At 70.7% G+C, this 15,909-nt stretch carries 10 protein-coding genes and 1 riboswitch; of the genes, 5 read left to right on the plus strand and 5 right to left on the minus strand.

Annotated elements, in window-relative coordinates; translation table 11 throughout:
- The first annotated feature begins 148 nt into the window (after positions 1 to 148).
- Entirely contained in the window at positions 149 to 1,060 is a 912-nt protein-coding gene (locus ACFY0F_RS12805; RefSeq protein ID WP_388792440.1) for an LLM class flavin-dependent oxidoreductase, read from the plus strand.
- 70 nt (positions 1,061 to 1,130) lie between these two features.
- Complete coding sequence (locus ACFY0F_RS12810; RefSeq protein ID WP_388792442.1) at positions 1,131 to 2,018, plus strand: HAD hydrolase family protein; 888 nt, start codon at positions 1,131 to 1,133, stop codon at positions 2,016 to 2,018.
- 18 nt (positions 2,019 to 2,036) lie between these two features.
- On the opposite strand, the gene cydD is transcribed toward ACFY0F_RS12810, so the two are convergent.
- From cydD to hisC, 4 genes are all read right to left on the minus strand, one after another.
- On the minus strand, positions 2,037 to 5,618 hold the full coding sequence (cydD, locus tag ACFY0F_RS12815) for a thiol reductant ABC exporter subunit CydD (protein ID WP_388792444.1): 3,582 nt from the start codon (positions 5,616 to 5,618) through the stop codon (positions 2,037 to 2,039).
- 12 nt (positions 5,619 to 5,630) lie between these two features.
- Complete coding sequence (gene cydB, locus ACFY0F_RS12820) at positions 5,631 to 6,635, minus strand: cytochrome d ubiquinol oxidase subunit II (RefSeq protein ID WP_388792446.1); 1,005 nt, start codon at positions 6,633 to 6,635, stop codon at positions 5,631 to 5,633.
- 27 nt (positions 6,636 to 6,662) lie between these two features.
- Positions 6,663 to 8,171 (minus strand): cytochrome ubiquinol oxidase subunit I, encoded by a 1,509-nt coding sequence (locus tag ACFY0F_RS12825; RefSeq protein WP_388792448.1) that lies wholly within the window; start codon positions 8,169 to 8,171, stop codon positions 6,663 to 6,665.
- A gap of 197 nt (positions 8,172 to 8,368) precedes the next feature.
- Entirely contained in the window at positions 8,369 to 9,475 is a 1,107-nt protein-coding gene (hisC, locus tag ACFY0F_RS12830) for a histidinol-phosphate transaminase (protein ID WP_388792450.1), read from the minus strand.
- A gap of 449 nt (positions 9,476 to 9,924) precedes the next feature.
- Here hisC and ACFY0F_RS12835 point away from each other — a divergent pair, with 449 nt between their 5' ends.
- From ACFY0F_RS12835 to ACFY0F_RS12845, 3 genes are all read left to right on the plus strand, one after another.
- Entirely contained in the window at positions 9,925 to 11,037 is a 1,113-nt protein-coding gene (locus tag ACFY0F_RS12835; RefSeq protein ID WP_388792452.1) for a LacI family DNA-binding transcriptional regulator, read from the plus strand.
- A gap of 276 nt (positions 11,038 to 11,313) precedes the next feature.
- Positions 11,314 to 12,387: a metallophosphoesterase family protein gene (locus tag ACFY0F_RS12840; protein WP_388792454.1), complete on the plus strand. Its 1,074-nt coding sequence runs from the start codon at positions 11,314 to 11,316 to the stop codon at positions 12,385 to 12,387.
- Positions 12,388 to 12,569: 182 nt separating this feature from the next.
- Positions 12,570 to 13,436 carry a hypothetical protein gene (locus ACFY0F_RS12845; protein WP_388792456.1) on the plus strand — a complete coding sequence of 289 codons (867 nt, stop codon included), beginning with the start codon at positions 12,570 to 12,572 and terminating at the stop codon, positions 13,434 to 13,436.
- Between the two features lie 426 nt (positions 13,437 to 13,862).
- Here the strand turns inward: ACFY0F_RS12845 and thiC are convergent, their stop codons facing one another.
- Positions 13,863 to 15,665: a phosphomethylpyrimidine synthase ThiC gene (thiC, locus tag ACFY0F_RS12850; RefSeq protein ID WP_388792457.1), complete on the minus strand. Its 1,803-nt coding sequence runs from the start codon at positions 15,663 to 15,665 to the stop codon at positions 13,863 to 13,865.
- Positions 15,658 to 15,845, minus strand: a riboswitch (TPP riboswitch). (Overlaps the previous gene by 8 nt.)
- Positions 15,846 to 15,909: the final 64 nt, after the last annotated feature.

Raw genomic sequence — 15,909 nt, forward strand, 5'->3', positions numbered from 1 at the left:
CGCCCTCCTCCGCCTTGCAGCCGGACGCTCCCCCACGCTCGAATGAGCTCGCGCGGGGGCACCCCCATTCGCCCCGCTCACCAGCGCCGATGAGGAACCGCCCGTGCCCTGCGACCTGATCCGCCGGACAGGCCCTAGTCTCGGGGGCATGAGTCTGCGTCTGAGCACCGTGATCCTTCCGTACCGCCGCTGGAGCGAGGGCGGCCGTTCGGCCTGGACGCGGGCCGAGGAACTGGGCTTCCACACGGGATACACCTACGACCACCTGTCCTGGCGCAGCTTCCGTGACGGCCCCTGGTTCGGCGCGATACCGACGCTGACCGCCGCCGCGTCCGTCACCGACCGGCTCCGCCTCGGCACGCTGGTCACCTCACCGAACTTCCGGCACCCGGTGACGCTGGCCAAGGAACTGATCTCCCTGGACGACATCTCCGGCGGCCGGGTCACCCTGGGCATCGGCGCGGGCGGCACCGGCTTCGACGCCACCGCTCTGGGCCAGGAGCCCTGGGCCCCGCGCGAGCGGGCCGACCGGTTCGCCGAGTTCGTTCCGCTGCTGGACCGGCTGCTGACCGAGGACGGCCCGGAGGGCGTGTCGTACCGGGGCGAGCACTACTCGGCGCACGAGGCCCGCAACATACCCGGCTGTGTGCAGCGTCCCCGGCTGCCCTTCGCGGTGGCCGCGACCGGCCCGCGCGGCCTGCGGCTCGCCGCACGGTACGGACAGGCATGGGTGACCACCGGTGATCCCAAGCTGTACGAGAACGGCACCCCGGAGCAGTCGGTCGAGGCGCTGCGCGGTCAGGTCGCCAAGCTCACCGACGCCTGCGCCGCGATCGGCCGGGACGTGACCGGGATCGACAAGATCCTGCTCACCGGCTTCACCCCGGACCGCGGCCGCCCGCTGCAGTCCCTGGACGCCTTCGTGGACTTCGCGGGCCGCCACCGGGAGCTCGGCTTCACCGAGATCGTGGTCCACTGGCCCATTCCCGACTCGGACTTCGCCGCCGACGACAAGGTCTTCGAGCAGATCGCCATGGAGGCTCCGACGCAGCTGCGCTGACCGGCCCGAGTGCGGTCCGTGAACCGGCCGTGACTCATCCGTGCGAAGTCCCGCACGGCCGTGCTGGCATATGCGCGACAATGGCCGGGTGACCTCAGCGACTCGACAGCCCGAGACCCCGGCCCGCAGCGTCCCGCCACGGCTGATCGCCACCGACCTCGACGGCACGCTGCTGCGCGACGACAAGTCGGTCTCTCCCCGCACCGTCGCCGCGCTGGCCGCCGCCGAGGAGGCGGGCGTCGAGGTCTTCTTCGTCACCGGCCGCCCCGCCCGCTGGATGGACGTCGTCAGCGACCACGTGCACGGCCACGGCCTGGCGATCTGCGGCAACGGCGCCGCCGTGGTCGACCTGCACGGCGGCCCCGGCGCCCACCGGTTCGTGAAGGTGCGCGAGCTCGCGAGGCCCAACGCGCTCGACGCCGTACGGCTGCTGCGCGACGCGGCCCCCGGCACCGTGTACGCCGTCGAGCAGACGTACGGCTTCCACCAGGAGCCGGACTATCCGAAGCTGCACATGGAGATACCGGACGACCTCGCGCCCGCGGAGGCACTGCTGGCCCCGGACGGAGCCGCCCCCGACGAACCGATCCTGAAGATCCTCGCCTACCACCCCACGCTGGACCCCGACGCCTTCCTCACCGCCGCCCGCCTCGCCATCGGCGACCGGGCCACCGTCACCCGCTCCAGCCCCAGCGCCCTGCTGGAGATCAGCGGCCCCGGTGTCTCCAAGGCCAGCACCCTCGCCCTGTGCTGCGCCGAGCGCGGGATCTCGCACGAGGAGGTCGTCGCCTTCGGCGACATGCCCAACGACGTGGAGATGCTGACCTGGGCCGGCCGGTCCTACGCCATGGGCAACGCCCATCCGGCCGTCGTGGCGGCCGCCTCGGGACAGACGATCGCCAACAACGACGACGGGGTCGCGGTCGTCATCGAGCGCCTGCTGGCGGGGAGGCCGTAGCGAGCGGCGGCGCCCACGTCAGCGGGCGCCGGCCGGCGACTCCGCCGCCGCCTCCCGTTCCGCCATGGCACGCAGCGGCCCCTCCACGGCGGCCAGTTCCGTGTACGGCCCGCGCTGCACCACGCGGCCGCCGTCCAGCACGATCACCTCGTCCACCGCCTCCAGGCCGGCCAGCCGGTGGGTGATGAGCAGCGTCGTCCGGCCCTCGGTGGCGGCCAGCAGATCCGCGGTGAGCGCGTCGGCCGTCGGCAGGTCCAGGTGCTCCGCGGGCTCGTCGAGGACCAGCACCGGGAAGTCGGCCAGCAGCGCACGGGCCAGCGCCAGCCGCTGCCGCTGCCCGCCGGACAGCCGCGCCCCGTGCTCACCGACGAGCGTGTCCAGTCCGTGGGGCAGTCCGTCCGCCCAGTCGAGCAGCCGGGCCCGAGCGAGCGCGTCCCGCAGTTCGTCCTCGGCGGCGCCCTTCCTGGCCAGCAGCAGGTTCTCGCGCACGGAGCTGTCGAAGAGGTGGGCGTCCTGCGCGCACAGCCCGATCAGCCGCCGCACGTCGTCGCCGTCGAGCGCGCGGGCGTCGACACCGGCCAGCGTGCAGGAGCCCGCCCGCGGGTCGAGGAACCTCAGCAGCACCTGGGCGAGGCTCGTCTTCCCGGACCCGGACGGTCCGACGACGGCCACCCGCCGCCCCCGGTCGAGCGTCAGGTCCAGCCCGGTGAACGCGTCCCGGTCCGCTCCCGGGTGACGGGCGGCAAGCCCCTTGAGGACGACGGGGAACGGCGATGCGGGCGCCTGCCGGGGCCGCTCGGGCTCCCGCACGGGCTCGGGGGCGTCCAGGACCTCGTACACGCGCTCCGCGCTCCGGCGCACCCGCTGCCGGTACCGCACGGCGAGCGGCATGCCCAGTACCGCCTCGAAGGCGGCCAGCGGAGTGAGGACGACCACGGCCATCGCCACGCCGCTCAACCGGCCCGCGGTGACCGCCTGGGCGCCCAGCAGGGCGGTGACGGTGACGGTCAGGCCGGTGCACAGCGCGGTGAGCCCGTCGCCGAGCGCGGTGGCGAGGGCGGCCCGCCTGGCGATCCGGGTGAGCGTGCCGTCGGCCCGCCGCGCCTCCTCCGCCCGGGCGGGCAGGGCGCCCGCGACCGTCAGCTCGGCGGTGCCGGTCAGCAGGTCGGTCACCCGGGTGGCGAGCACTCCCCGGGCGGGCGCCAGCCGCCGCTCGGCACGCCGGGCCACGGCACCGGTCAGCAGCGGCACCCCGGCCCCGGCGGCCAGCAGTCCCGCCGCGAGGGCGGCCCCGGCCGCGGGCAGCAGCCACGCGGTGAAGCCGACACAGGCGGCGGAGACGGCCACCGCGGTACCGGCGGGCAGCAGCCAGCGCAGCCAGTAGTCCTGGAGCGCGTCCACATCGGCGACCAGCCGGGTCAGCAGGTCGCCCCGGCGGGTCCGCAGCAGCCCTGCGGGCGCCAGCCGCTCCAGCCGCCGGTACACGGCGACCCGGGTGTCGGCCAGCATCCGCAGCACCGCGTCGTGCGACACCAGCCGCTCCGCGTAGCGGAACACGGCCCGTGCGATCCCGAAAGCCCGCGTCGCCGTGACGGCCACCATCAGATACAGCACGGGCGGCTGCTGCGAGGCCCGGGAGATGAGCCAACCCGAGGTGGCCATCAGTCCCACGGCACTGCCCAGAGCCAGGCAGCCGAGCAACAGGGCCAGCGCGAGCCGTGCGCGCCGGGGCCCGGCGAGGGCGCGGGTCCGGCTGAGGACGTCGGCGGAGGAGGCCGCGCGGTCCGTCCCGGCTCGGGCCGCGACGGTTCCGGTGACCGGCGCGTCCTCGGTGACCGCTGCCCCGGTCGCCCTCTCGTCGGCCCCCGGCGTCCCGACGCCCGCAGCGACCACCTCCCGCGCCCCGACGCCCGCATCGGCCACTTCCCACGCCCCGGACGCCCCGGCGACCGGCGACTCGGCCTGGGCCAGCCGCACCACCCGGTCCGCCACCCCCAGCAAGGCCGGCCGGTGCACCACCAGCAGCACGGTCCGGCCCACCGCCAGCCGTCGCACCGCCGCCACCACCTCGGCCTCGGTCGCCCCGTCCAGCGCGGCCGTCGGCTCGTCCAGCAGCAGCACCGGCCGGTCGGCGAGGAAGGCCCGGGCGAGCGCCAGCCGCTGGCGCTGACCGGCGGACAGCCCGGCCCCGTCCTCGCCCAGCATCGTCGCGGTGCCCTCGGGCAGCGCCTCCACGAACTCCAGCGCGCCCGCGTCCCGCAGCGCACGCCGTACCGACTCGTCGTCCGCCCCGGGCCGGGCCAGCCGCACGTTCTCCGCGATCGTCCCGGCGTACAGGTGGGGCCGCTGCGGCACCCACGCGATCCGCGACCGCCACTGTGCGGGATCGAGGTCGGCCAGATCGACTCCCCCGATCCGCACCCGGCCGGCGTCCGGCCGCACGAACCCCAGCAGCACGTTCAGCAGCGTCGACTTGCCCGCACCGCTCGGCCCGACCAGCGCCACGGTCTCCCCGGGGCCGACCGTGAAGGACACGCCCGTCACAGCGTCCCCGGACCGTCCCGGATAGCGGACGGTCACCCCCTCGAAGGCCATCTCCAGGCCCATGGCAGCCGCCAGCAGTTCACCGGTCCCGGACGCCGGCACAGGCGTCTCCAGCACGGCGAAGACGTCCTCGGCCGCCGCGAGCCCCTCCGCCGCCGCGTGGTACTGCGCCCCGACCTGGCGCAGCGGCAGATACGCCTCGGGCGCCAGCACCAGGACGAGCAGACCGGTGTAGAGGTCCATGTCGCCGTGGACCAGCCGCATGCCGATGGTCACGGCGACCAGCGCGACGGAGAGCGTGGCGAGCAGTTCCAGCGCGAAGGAGGAGATGAAGGCGATCCGCAGGGTCCGCATGGTCGCCTGCCGGTACTCACCGGTGATGCGCCGGATGGACTCGGCCTGTGCCTTGGCCCGCCCGAACACCTTCAGTGTGGGCAGCCCGGCCACGACGTCCAGGAAGTGCCCCGACAGCCGGGACAACAGCCGCCACTGCCGGTCCATGCGGGACTGGGTGGCCCAGCCGATCAGCACCATGAAGAGCGGGATCAGCGGCAGCGTACCGACGATGATCGCCGCCGACACCCAGTCCTCGGTGACGATCCGCGCCAGCACCGCCGCCGGGACGGCCACCGCGAGCCCCAACTGCGGCAGATAGCGCGAGAAGTAGTCGTCCAGGGCATCGACGCCCCGCGTCGCCAGCGTCACCAGCGAGCCGGTCCGCTGCCCGCTCAGCCACCCGGGACCGAGCGCTGACGCCCGCTCGAGGAGCCGCTCCCGCAGCTCCGACTTCACCGCCGCACCGGCCCGGTGCGCGGCCAGCTCGGTGAGCCAGGAGACCAGCGCCCGGCCTACCGCCACGGCCGCCAGCAGGATCAGCGGAGTACGCAGTTCACCGGCCGTTCGGCCGTGCTGGAACGCTCCGACCACCACTTCGGCGATCAGCATGGCCTGGGCGATGACCAGTCCCGCCCCGACTGCCCCCAGGCCGACGACGGCCATCAGGAAGCGCCGGGTCGCGCGGGCGTACCGAAGGAGACGCGGGTCGATCGGTTTCACGTGAAACACACCTCAGTGCACTGCTTCAGCGATGTGCTGGGTCCCGATCCGCTTCCGGAACACCCAGTACGTCCACCCCTGGTACAGCATCACGATCGGCGTGGCGATCGCCGCGCACCAGGTCATGATCTTCAGGGTGTAGGGGCTGGACGAGGCGTTGGTGACGGTGAGGCTCCACTCCTCGTTGAGCGTCGACGGCATGACGTTCGGGAAGAGCGACAGGAAGAGCATCGCCACCGCGGCCACGATGGTGAGTCCGGACAGTGCGAACGACCAGCCTTCTCGTCCCCTCTGGTTGGCCGCGAGCGCCGCGACCAGTGCCACGACCGCCACGACCAGGGCGACCAGGCTCTTGCCGTCCCCGCTGTGGGCCTGCGTCCACAGCAGGAAGGACGAAGCCAGCACGGCGGTGACAAGACCGACCCACAGGGCTGTCTTCCGCGCCCGCACCCGGATGTCCCCGACGGTCTTGAGGGCCGTGAACACCGCGCCGTGGAAGGTGAACAGGGTCAGGGTGACCAGTCCGCCGAGCAGCGCGTAGGGGTTCAGCAGGTCCAGGAGGTTGCCGGTGTACTCGAAGTGCTGGTCGATCTTCACGCCCCGCACGATGTTGCCGAAGGCCACGCCCCACAGGAAGGCCGGGATCAGGGAGGTCCAGAAGATCGCGGTCTCCCAGTTGCGCTGCCAGTTCTCCTCGGGTCGCTTCGCGCGGTACTCGAAGGCGACGCCCCGGACGATCAGGCAGACCAGGATGACCAGCAGCGGCAGGTAGAAGCCGGAGAACAGGGTGGCGTACCACTCGGGGAAGGCGGCGAAGGTCACGCCGCCCGCCGTGAGCAGCCACACCTCGTTCCCGTCCCAGACGGGACCGATGGTGTTGATCAGCACACGCCGCTCGGGCCGGTCACGGGCGAGCAGCTTGGTGAGGATACCGACCCCGAAGTCGAAGCCCTCGAGGAAGAAGTAGCCGGTCCACAGGACGGCGATGAGCACGAACCAGACGTCGTGAAGTTCCATGACTGTGCAGCTCCCTTGGCCCGATGCCTAGTAGGAGAAGGCCATCGGCTTGTCGGCGTCACGGGTGTCGCCGCCGATCTTCGTGGGCGGGTTGAGGTCGGCCTCGGTGAGTTCGGGCGGGCCGGCCTTCACGTACTTCACGAGCAGCCTGACCTCGACGACGGCGAGGACGGCGTACAGCGCGGTGAAGACGATCAGCGAGGTGAGGACCTCACCCTGGGAGACACCGGGGGAGACCGCCTGGCGGGTCTGCAGGACGCCGTAGACGGCCCAGGGCTGGCGGCCCGTCTCGGTGAAGATCCATCCCCAGGAGTTGGCGATCAGCGGGAAGGCCAGCGTCCAGATCGCGATCCGCCAGTACCAGGCGGTGAGCTTGGGGCCGAGCGCCTTGCCCGGGAGCAGGACGAGATGCGGCACCTCGTCGTCGCCCACCCGCAGGTGCTGCGGCAGCAGGAACTTCTTGCGGGTCAGCCACAGCCCGGCCAGCCCGATGGCGAAGGACGCCATGCCGAAACCGATCATCCAGCGGAAGCCCCAGAAGGCGACGGGGATGTTGGGCCGGTAGTCACCGGGGCCGAACTTCTGCTGCTCGGCCTTGTCGACGTCGTTGATGCCGGGCACGTACGAGCTGAAGTCGTCGTTGGCGAGGAAGGACAGCAGGCCGGGTACCTCGATGGCCACGGTGTTGTGGCCCTTGTCGACGTCTCCGTAGGCGAAGATCGAGAACGGGGCCGGCTTCTCGCCGTCCCACAGTGCCTCGGCCGCCGCCATCTTCATCGGCTGCTGCTTGAACATCACCTTGCCGAGAACGTCGCCGCTGACCGCGGTGAGCAGGCCCGCGATGACGACAGTGACCAGGCCGAGCCGCAGGGAGGTCTTCATCTCCCGTATGTGCTTCTTGCGGGACAGGTGGAAGGCGGCGATGCCGACCATGAAGGCGCCGCCGGTCAGGAAGGCCGCGGAGAGGGTGTGGAAAGCCTGGCTGAGCGCGGTGTTCTGGGTCAGTACCGCCCAGAAGTCGGTTAGTTCCGCGCGCCCCTTCGCCTTGTTGATCCGGTAGCCGACGGGGTGCTGCATCCATGAGTTGGCCGCGAGGATGAAGTACGCGGACAGGATCGTGCCGATCGAGACCATCCAGATGCAGGCCAGGTGGATCTTCTTGGGCAGTTTGTCCCAGCCGAAGATCCACAGACCTATGAAGGTGGACTCGAAGAAGAACGCGATCAGGGCCTCGAAGGCGAGCGGGGCGCCGAAGATGTCGCCGACGAAGCGCGAGTAGTCCGACCAGTTCATGCCGAACTGGAACTCCTGCACGATGCCGGTGACGACTCCCATCGCGATGTTGATCAGGAACAGCTTGCCCCAGAACTTCGTCGCCCTGAGGTACTTCTCCTTCTCCGTGCGCACCCACGCGGTCTGCAGCCCGGCCGTGAGGGCGGCCAGGGAGATCGTCAGGGGGACGAACAGGAAGTGGTAGACGGTGGTGATGCCGAACTGCCAGCGCGCCAGCGTCTCCGGCGCCAAAGCCAGGTCCACGTCACCGGCCTCCTTACTCCACGGGCTTGAGAACGCGAGCTTGTGAATGCGTTCACATTCACAAGCCATTATGCCGCATACCCGTTCGGCACCGGAGAGGAGGGGGGCCCTGGTCCGGGCCGACCGGCCCCGTCAGGCAGGATCCGGCCGGCCCCTTGCCCGCGCGGGATGTCTCCGCGCGGGCAAGGGATCACTGGTCAGAGCTCCTTGCGGAACTCCTCCGCGGCCTTCAGGAAGATGTCGTTCGCCTCGGTCTCCCCGACGGTCACCCGCACGCCCTCGCCGGGGAACGGCCGGATCACGACGCCGTGCCGCTCACAGGCCTCCGCGAACGCGGCCGTGCGCTCCCCCAGCCGCAGCCACACGAAGTTGGCCTGGGTCTCGGGCACCGTCCAGCCCTGGGCACGCAGCGTGTCGGCCACGCGTGTGCGCTCGCACACCAGCGAGCCGACCCGGCCCAGCAGCTCGTCCTCGGCGCGCAGCGAGGCGATCGCCGCCTCCTGCGCGAGCTGGCTCACACCGAAGGGGACCGCCGTCTTGCGCAGTGCCGCCGCCACCGGCTCATGGGCGATCGCGAAGCCGACGCGCAGCCCGGCGAGGCCGTAGGCCTTGGAGAAGGTCCGCAGGACGCAGACGTTCGGCCGCTTCCGGTAGAACTCGACGCCGTCGGGTACCTCCGGATCCCGCACGAACTCCCGGTACGCCTCGTCGAGCACCACCAGCACGTCCCGGGGCACCCGGTCGAGGAAGCGTTCCAGCTCGGCCCGCCGGACGACCGTGCCGGTGGGGTTGTTGGGATTGCAGACGAAGACCAGGCGGGTCCGGTCGGTGATCGCGTCCGCCATCGCGTCCAGATCGTGCACGTCGCCCGGCGTGAGCGGTACCTGCACCGCCCGCGCACCGCTGATCTGCGTGATGATCGGGTACGCCTCGAAGGACCGCCAGGCGTAGACGACCTCGTCGCCCGGTCCGCTGGTGGCCTGGATCAGCTGCTGGGCGACGCCCACGGAGCCGGTACCGGTGGCCAGATGGGAGAGCGGCACGCCGAAGCGGTCCGACAGCTCGTCCATCAGGCCGCTGCACGCCATGTCCGGGTAGCGGTTGAAGGAGCAGGCCGCCGCCGTCACGGTCTCCATCACCCCGGGCAGCGGCGGGTAGGGGTTCTCGTTGGAGGACAGCTTGTAGGCGACCGGTCCGCCGGCCGCGGCGCCCTCGGCGGCAGCCGCAGATCGGACACTGCGCCCCGGCTTGTAGGTGGGGATACCCTCCAGCTCGGCGCGCAGCTTGGGGCTCGTCTCGCTCACCGCAGTCCTCCTCGCATCCACCGGCGGACCGTCGGCGCCGCCCGCTTCCAATACTGCTCACCTTATGAGGATTCGACGCCTCTGCGTACAGCTGAGCGAAGACCTGCTACGAGCTGCTCGACGATCCCATCGGGCCCAGCAGCACCAGGGGCATCACGGGCATCACCGTACGAAGGGATACGTATCGGGGGGCGCCCTGTACATATATCTATGCGCCGGTAACTCACGCCCTGGCGCGCGTCACCCGTGAAGGTGAGTTGAGACCTCTTCGAAACATCGGACATTTGGCAGGCCTGTGCCCGCCCACAAGTCAAGTCCTGCCTCTATAACGTTCAACTACCTTTATTTCTAAGGAACTTGACCCGCTTTAGCCATGCAGAAACGTGCCTGCCGAGGCGTGCATATGCGTCCGCACTACCCCACCACCTGAGCCCTACTATCGGCTCGCCATGACAGCAGCAGGGAAGCACCAGGTGAGCCGCGCGGAAACCTCACGGCGAGGCAGCCGGTCGGGCCGGGCGGGCATCAGAGACGTTGCCGCCGCCGCCGGGGTCTCCATCACGACCGTCTCCGACGCCCTCAACGGCAAGGGCCGGCTCCCGGACGCCACCCGCCGCCACGTCCGCGAGGTCGCCGACCGGCTGGGATACCGCCCCTCGGCCGCCGCCCGCACACTCCGCACCGGCAAGTCCGGTCTGATCGGCCTGACCGTGACGACCTACGGGGATGAACCTTTCACCTTCACCGAGTTCGCGTACTTCGCCGAGATGGCCCGCGCCGCCACCTCGGCCGCGCTCGCCCGCGGCTACGCCCTGGTGATCCTGCCCGCCACCTCCCGCCACGACGTCTGGTCGAACGTCGCCCTGGACGGCACGGTCGTCATCGACCCCTCCGACCAGGACCCCGTGGTCAGCGAGCTGGTCAGACAGGGTCTGCCGGTCGTCTCGGACGGCCGCCCGGCCGGGTCCCTGCCGGTCACCGCCTGGGTCGACAACGACCACGAGGCCGCGGTCCTCGACATCCTCGACCATCTCGCCGCCGCCGGCGCCCGCCGGATCGGTCTGCTCACCGGTACGACCACGGACACCTACACCCACCTGTCGACCACCGCCTACCTGCGCTGGTGCGAGCGGGTCGGCCAGGACCCGGTGTACGAGGCATACCCGGCCCACGACCCCTGCGCGGGCGCCGTCGCCGCAGACCGGCTGCTCGCCCGGCCCGACCGGCCGGACGCCGTCTACGGACTGTTCGACCCGAACGGCACCGACTTACTGGCCGCCGCCCGCCGCTACGGCCTGCGCGTCCCGGACGACCTGCTGCTGGTCTGCTGCAGCGAATCGGCCGTGTACGCCAACACCGAGCCGCCCGTCACGACGCTCTCGCTCAAGCCCCGCCGCATCGGCACGGCGGTGGTCCAGCTGCTCATCGACGCCATCGAAGGCGTGGAGTCGGACCACCCGGTGGAACAGGTGATACCCACCGAGCTGATCGTGCGCACCTCCTCCCAGCGCCGGCCGCCCCGCACGACCGTCAGCCCGCCGCGCACCCCGGAGAGAAGCTGACGGCCGACCCGGCCGGGCGTGGGAGGGGAGCGTCCCGGGACGCGTCCACGAGGCCCGAGGGGGGCGGCAGACGGTCGGCACCGGAGTCAGCAGGCGGCCTAACCCCTGCCCAAACGGGGCGAAAGCCGCGGTGAACTGGCGTCTTGCTCCGATTCACCACCCCTGGGTCATCACATGGCGCGATCCGCATTCCTATGATGGGCCCACGACACCGCGGGCCGCTGCGACCAGGCAGTCCGATGCGGTGCAGATGCGGCGCGATGGTGGAGGGGTCTGATGACTCAGGGGGCCGGTCAGGGACCCGAGGTGGAGCGCACGGCGACGTTGCGCGACTTCCGGGTGCCCGCGTACATCCACGAGACCGGTCCGTACGCCCACAGCACCCACCCCGGCGACACCGTCCCGGCCGCCGAGGAGGCGTACCCCGACGGGTACACGCCCACCGAGCGCGACCTGCCCGTCATCAACCGGGGCGACACCCACCAGGCCACCCCGCAACCGGCACCCGCACCGACCGCGCAGCCCAGCACCGGCCCCGGCCCGCTGTACGTCGTCGGCGACGTGCACGGCTACCTCGACGAGCTGCTCGCCGCCCTCCGGGAGCAGGGGCTGATCGACGCCGCCGGCCAGTGGTGCGCGGGCACCGCCCGGCTGTGGTTCCTCGGCGACTTCACCGACCGCGGCCCCGACGGCATCGGCGTCATCGACCTGGTGATGCGGCTGTCCGCCGAGGCCGCCGCGGCCGGCGGCTACTGCAAGGCGCTCATGGGCAACCACGAGCTGCTGCTGCTCGGCGCCAAGCGGTTCGGCGACACCCCCGTCAACTCCGGTGCCGGCACCGCCACCTTCCAGGCGGCCTGGCTGCTCAACGGCGGCCAGAAGACCGACATGGACCGCCTCCAGGACCACCATCTGCAGTGGATGGCCCGCCTGGACGCCGTCGAGGAGGTCGACGGCTACCTGCTCGTGCACTCCGACACCACCGCCTACCTCGACTACGGCGACTCCATCGAAGCGGTCAACGACACCGTCCGCGAGACCCTCACGCGCAACGACGCGGACGAAGTCTGGGACCTCTTCCGCAAGTTCACCAAGCGCTTCTCCTTCCGCGAGGGCGGCGCCGAAGCAGTGCGTTCCCTTCTGGATACGTACGGCGGCACCCGCATCGTTCACGGCCACAGCCCCATCCCCTACCTCCTGGGCGAGGTCGGCTCCGAGGAGGAGGACGAGGACAGCGGCCCCGTGGTCGAGGGACCCCATGTCTACGCCGACGGACTGGCCATCGCGATGGACGGCGGAGTGACCATGGCCGGAAAGCTGCTGGTCCAGCAACTTCCCCCGCCTTCCTGAGCGTTCGCCGGGCAGACGTCCCACCGGCGACGTAAACGCAGGCAGACACCCAATTTCCGGCAACCCCCTGTCACCGCGCGCCGTCGCGGCTCTACCATCGGCTTATCCGTAGCAGGCTCCCCTCCGTTTCTGCCCGACGGCTCGTCGACGTGCGAGCCCCAAGCCCTACGGAGCATCGGGGGATGCAGATGAACAGCGTTCCGCAGCACCTGCTGAACGAGGACCGCCAGGAATACGAGCGGATCCTCGATGAGGCGCTGCGCTCCGCACCACACCGCCCGGAACTGGCCGCTGTCGGTCAGCGGCTCAACCCGGAACAGCTGCGCACCATGGCGCTCAACGCCTCGGCACTCATCACGGCGGCCGCGGCGACCGAGTACCAGCACTACGTGAAGGTCCGCGAGGAACTGCGACGGCCGGCCCCGGCCGCCGCGACCTCCGTCACCGCGCCCGAACCCGCGGAACCGGGCACGGACCCGATGACACTCGCCGCCTCCCTCGGCGAGGTCGCGGAGACCAACGGCGCGGGCGCCGTCGCCGTCGTAGCGGTCCTCACACCCGTCCTCGCCGGCACCGCCGCGGCGATCTTCCTGCTGGTCGGCTACATCCTGAGGATGCTCGACCCGGCACCGGCCTTCGCCCAGACCATGATCACCACGGGGTGGGTGTTCGGCGCCATGGCGGCCGCCGCGATCCTGGTCGCCGCCGTCGGGCTGCTGCTCACCGCTCTGCGCAACAACCCCTCGCTCGAGAGCGGACCCCACACCGAGGCGACCGAGGCGGTGGACCGGGCCAGGCAGGCCTGGCGCGAGGCGCTGCTGGAGCGCGGCATCGTGCCCTTCCTGCAGGAGGCGCTCGCCGACCCCGGCACAGCCGCGCTGCACCGCATGACCCCGCCGGCGCCGACCGGGCGCATGCCCCGGCTCGGCTACGACCGTCCGGGGTTCAGCAGTCCCGACGACGGCACCGCCCCGGGCTCGCGCCCGAGTTTCACCAGCCCGGACTACACGAGCCCGGAGTTCGGCGGCCCGGAGCACCAGCCGGAATGACCCCCGGCTTGCGCCCCCGGCGGGGGCGCAAGCCAGACGGGGCACGCCCGGGAGCTCCTTCAGCCGTGTGTGGAAATGACCGCTCCCGTGCCGCTTGTTCGTGTCCAGCACGAACGCCAGGAGTTCCAGCGCGTACTCCTGGGGCTCCAGTGAGAGTTCCTCCCGCATGCCTCGGCACGCCACGGCGTGCGGATCGGGTGCGCTGCGCCCCGAGGAGCCGATGTGGCGGGAAAGCCCTTCGTCGACGGATGAGTTCCACACCCCCGGAGCCATCCGCACCCGTTCACCGCGCCGGCTCACCACCAGCATGTCGTCGGCCGTGACCACCGCGACGTTGACGGCGAAGCTGCACTGCAGGAAGGCGGCGGTCCGTGCTCCCGGCCCGCTCCGGGGCGTTCGGTGGCACGGACCGCCCGTTGTCCGGGTTCAGTCCGCGATCGGCAGGTACACGCGGTTCCCGCTCGCCGCGAACTCCTTCGACTTCTGGAGCATCCCCTCAGCGACCTCCTCCGCCGACGCCCCCTCGGCCGCCGCACCGCCGAACCGCTCGGTGATGCTTTGGCTGATCTTCATGCTGCAGAACTTCGGACCGCACATGGAACAGAAGTGGGCCGTCTTGGCGGGCTCGGCCGGAAGCGTCTCGTCGTGGAACTCCCGTGCCGTGTCCGGATCCAGGGCGAGGTTGAACTGGTCCTCCCACCGGAACTCGAAGCGGGCGTCGGACAGCGCGTCGTCCCACTCCTGCGCGTCCGGATGGCCCTTGGCGAGGTCGGCTGCATGGGCGGCGATCTTGTAGGTGATGACGCCGGTCTTGACGTCGTCACGGTTGGGCAGGCCCAGGTGCTCCTTGGGCGTGACGTAGCAGAGCATCGCCGTGCCCCACCAGGCGATCATCGCGGCACCGATGCCGGAGGTGATGTGGTCGTACGCCGGTGCGACGTCCGTGGTCAGCGGGCCGAGCGTATAGAACGGAGCTTCATCGCAGATCTCCTGCTGAAGGTCGATGTTCTCCTTGATCTTGTGCATCGGGACGTGGCCCGGGCCCTCGATCATGGTCTGTACGTTGAAACGCTTGGCAACCCGGTTGAGTTCCCCGAGAGTTCGCAGTTCCGCGAACTGCGCCTCGTCATTGGCGTCCGCGATCGATCCCGGCCGGAGGCCGTCGCCCAGCGAGTATGTGACGTCGTAGGCGGCGAGGATCTCGCAGAGCTCCTCGAAGTTCTCGTACAGGAACGACTCCTTGTGGTGCGCCAGGCACCACGCCGCCATGATCGAGCCGCCGCGCGAGACGATCCCGGTCTTGCGGTTCGCGGTCAGCGGCACGTATGCCAGGCGCACACCGGCGTGGACGGTCATGTAGTCCACGCCTTGCTCGGCCTGTTCTATGACCGTGTCCTTGTAGATCTCCCAGGTCAGTTCCTCGGCGCGGCCGTCGACCTTCTCCAGCGCCTGATAGAGCGGCACCGTGCCGATCGGAACGGGGGAGTTGCGCAGCACCCATTCGCGCGTGGTGTGGATGTTGCGGCCGGTGGACAGGTCCATGACCGTGTCGGCACCCCAGCGGGTCGCCCAGGTCATCTTCTCGACCTCTTCCTCGATGGAGGAGGTCACCGCCGAGTTGCCGATGTTGGCGTTGACCTTCACCAGGAACCGCTTGCCGATGATCATCGGCTCTGTTTCCGGGTGGTTGACGTTCGCGGGCAGCACGGCCCGACCCGCCGCGATCTCCTCACGGACGACCTCTGGGGAAACGTTCTCCCTCAGGGCCACGAACTCCATTTCGGGTGTGATCTCGCCGCGACGGGCGTAGGCGAGCTGCGTGACCGCCTTGCTGTCGCGGCCCCTGCGCGGCTGGCGGGGCCGTCCGGGGAAGACCGCGTCGAGGTTGCGCAGGCCGCCCCGTGGCGAGGTGTGCTTGATCCCGTCGTCCTCGGGGCGGGCTGGACGGCCCGCGTACTCCTCGGTGTCGCCACGGGCGATGATCCAGTTCTCCCGCAGCGGCGGCAGGCCCCTGCGGACGTCGGTTTCGACGAGTGGATCGGTGTACGGGCCAGAGGTGTCGTACAACGTGACCGACTGCCCGTTGGTGAGGTGCACCTGACGGACCGGCACGCGCAGGTCGGGGCGTGATCCCTCGACATACCCCTTGTGCCAGCCGATGGACTTCCCGGCCTCCTGGTCGTCGGAGATCTGCGTGGAGGCAGGCGTGCGTGCGTCCTTGTTGGTCATGAGACCTACTCCCTACGCCGGCATTACCCGGTAACAGGTTCGGCGGTCGACGCAGCGGCTTCCGTCGTCGGTGTTTCTTGTGAAACATCACTTGGCTGAATGACGTTCCACGTGAAACATCGCAAAGACAGAGGTCAGCGCCCTCTCAGCCCGGTGCTCCGAGCTCCCGCGTGTGCAAAGGTGCCTCCACGCTAGCGTCATGTGTGGCGCGGTGAACAGTGCGTCTCGTGCCCTTCTTGCAATG

The organism is Streptomyces sp. NPDC001544, from assembly GCF_042894285.1.
Lineage (GTDB): Bacteria > Actinomycetota > Actinomycetes > Streptomycetales > Streptomycetaceae > Streptomyces.

Coding starts and splice junctions, on each gene's coding strand:
- ACFY0F_RS12835 (WP_388792452.1), top strand. CDS start 9,925: ATGACAGCAGCAGGGAAGCACCAGGTGAGCCGCGCGGAAACCTCACGG.
- ACFY0F_RS12845 (WP_388792456.1), top strand. CDS start 12,570: ATGCAGATGAACAGCGTTCCGCAGCACCTGCTGAACGAGGACCGCCAG.
- thiC (WP_388792457.1), bottom strand. CDS start 15,665: ATGACCAACAAGGACGCACGCACGCCTGCCTCCACGCAGATCTCCGAC.
- ACFY0F_RS12810 (WP_388792442.1), top strand. CDS start 1,131: ATGCGCGACAATGGCCGGGTGACCTCAGCGACTCGACAGCCCGAGACC.
- ACFY0F_RS12805 (WP_388792440.1), top strand. CDS start 149: ATGAGTCTGCGTCTGAGCACCGTGATCCTTCCGTACCGCCGCTGGAGC.
- cydB (WP_388792446.1), bottom strand. CDS start 6,635: ATGGAACTTCACGACGTCTGGTTCGTGCTCATCGCCGTCCTGTGGACC.
- ACFY0F_RS12840 (WP_388792454.1), top strand. CDS start 11,314: ATGACTCAGGGGGCCGGTCAGGGACCCGAGGTGGAGCGCACGGCGACG.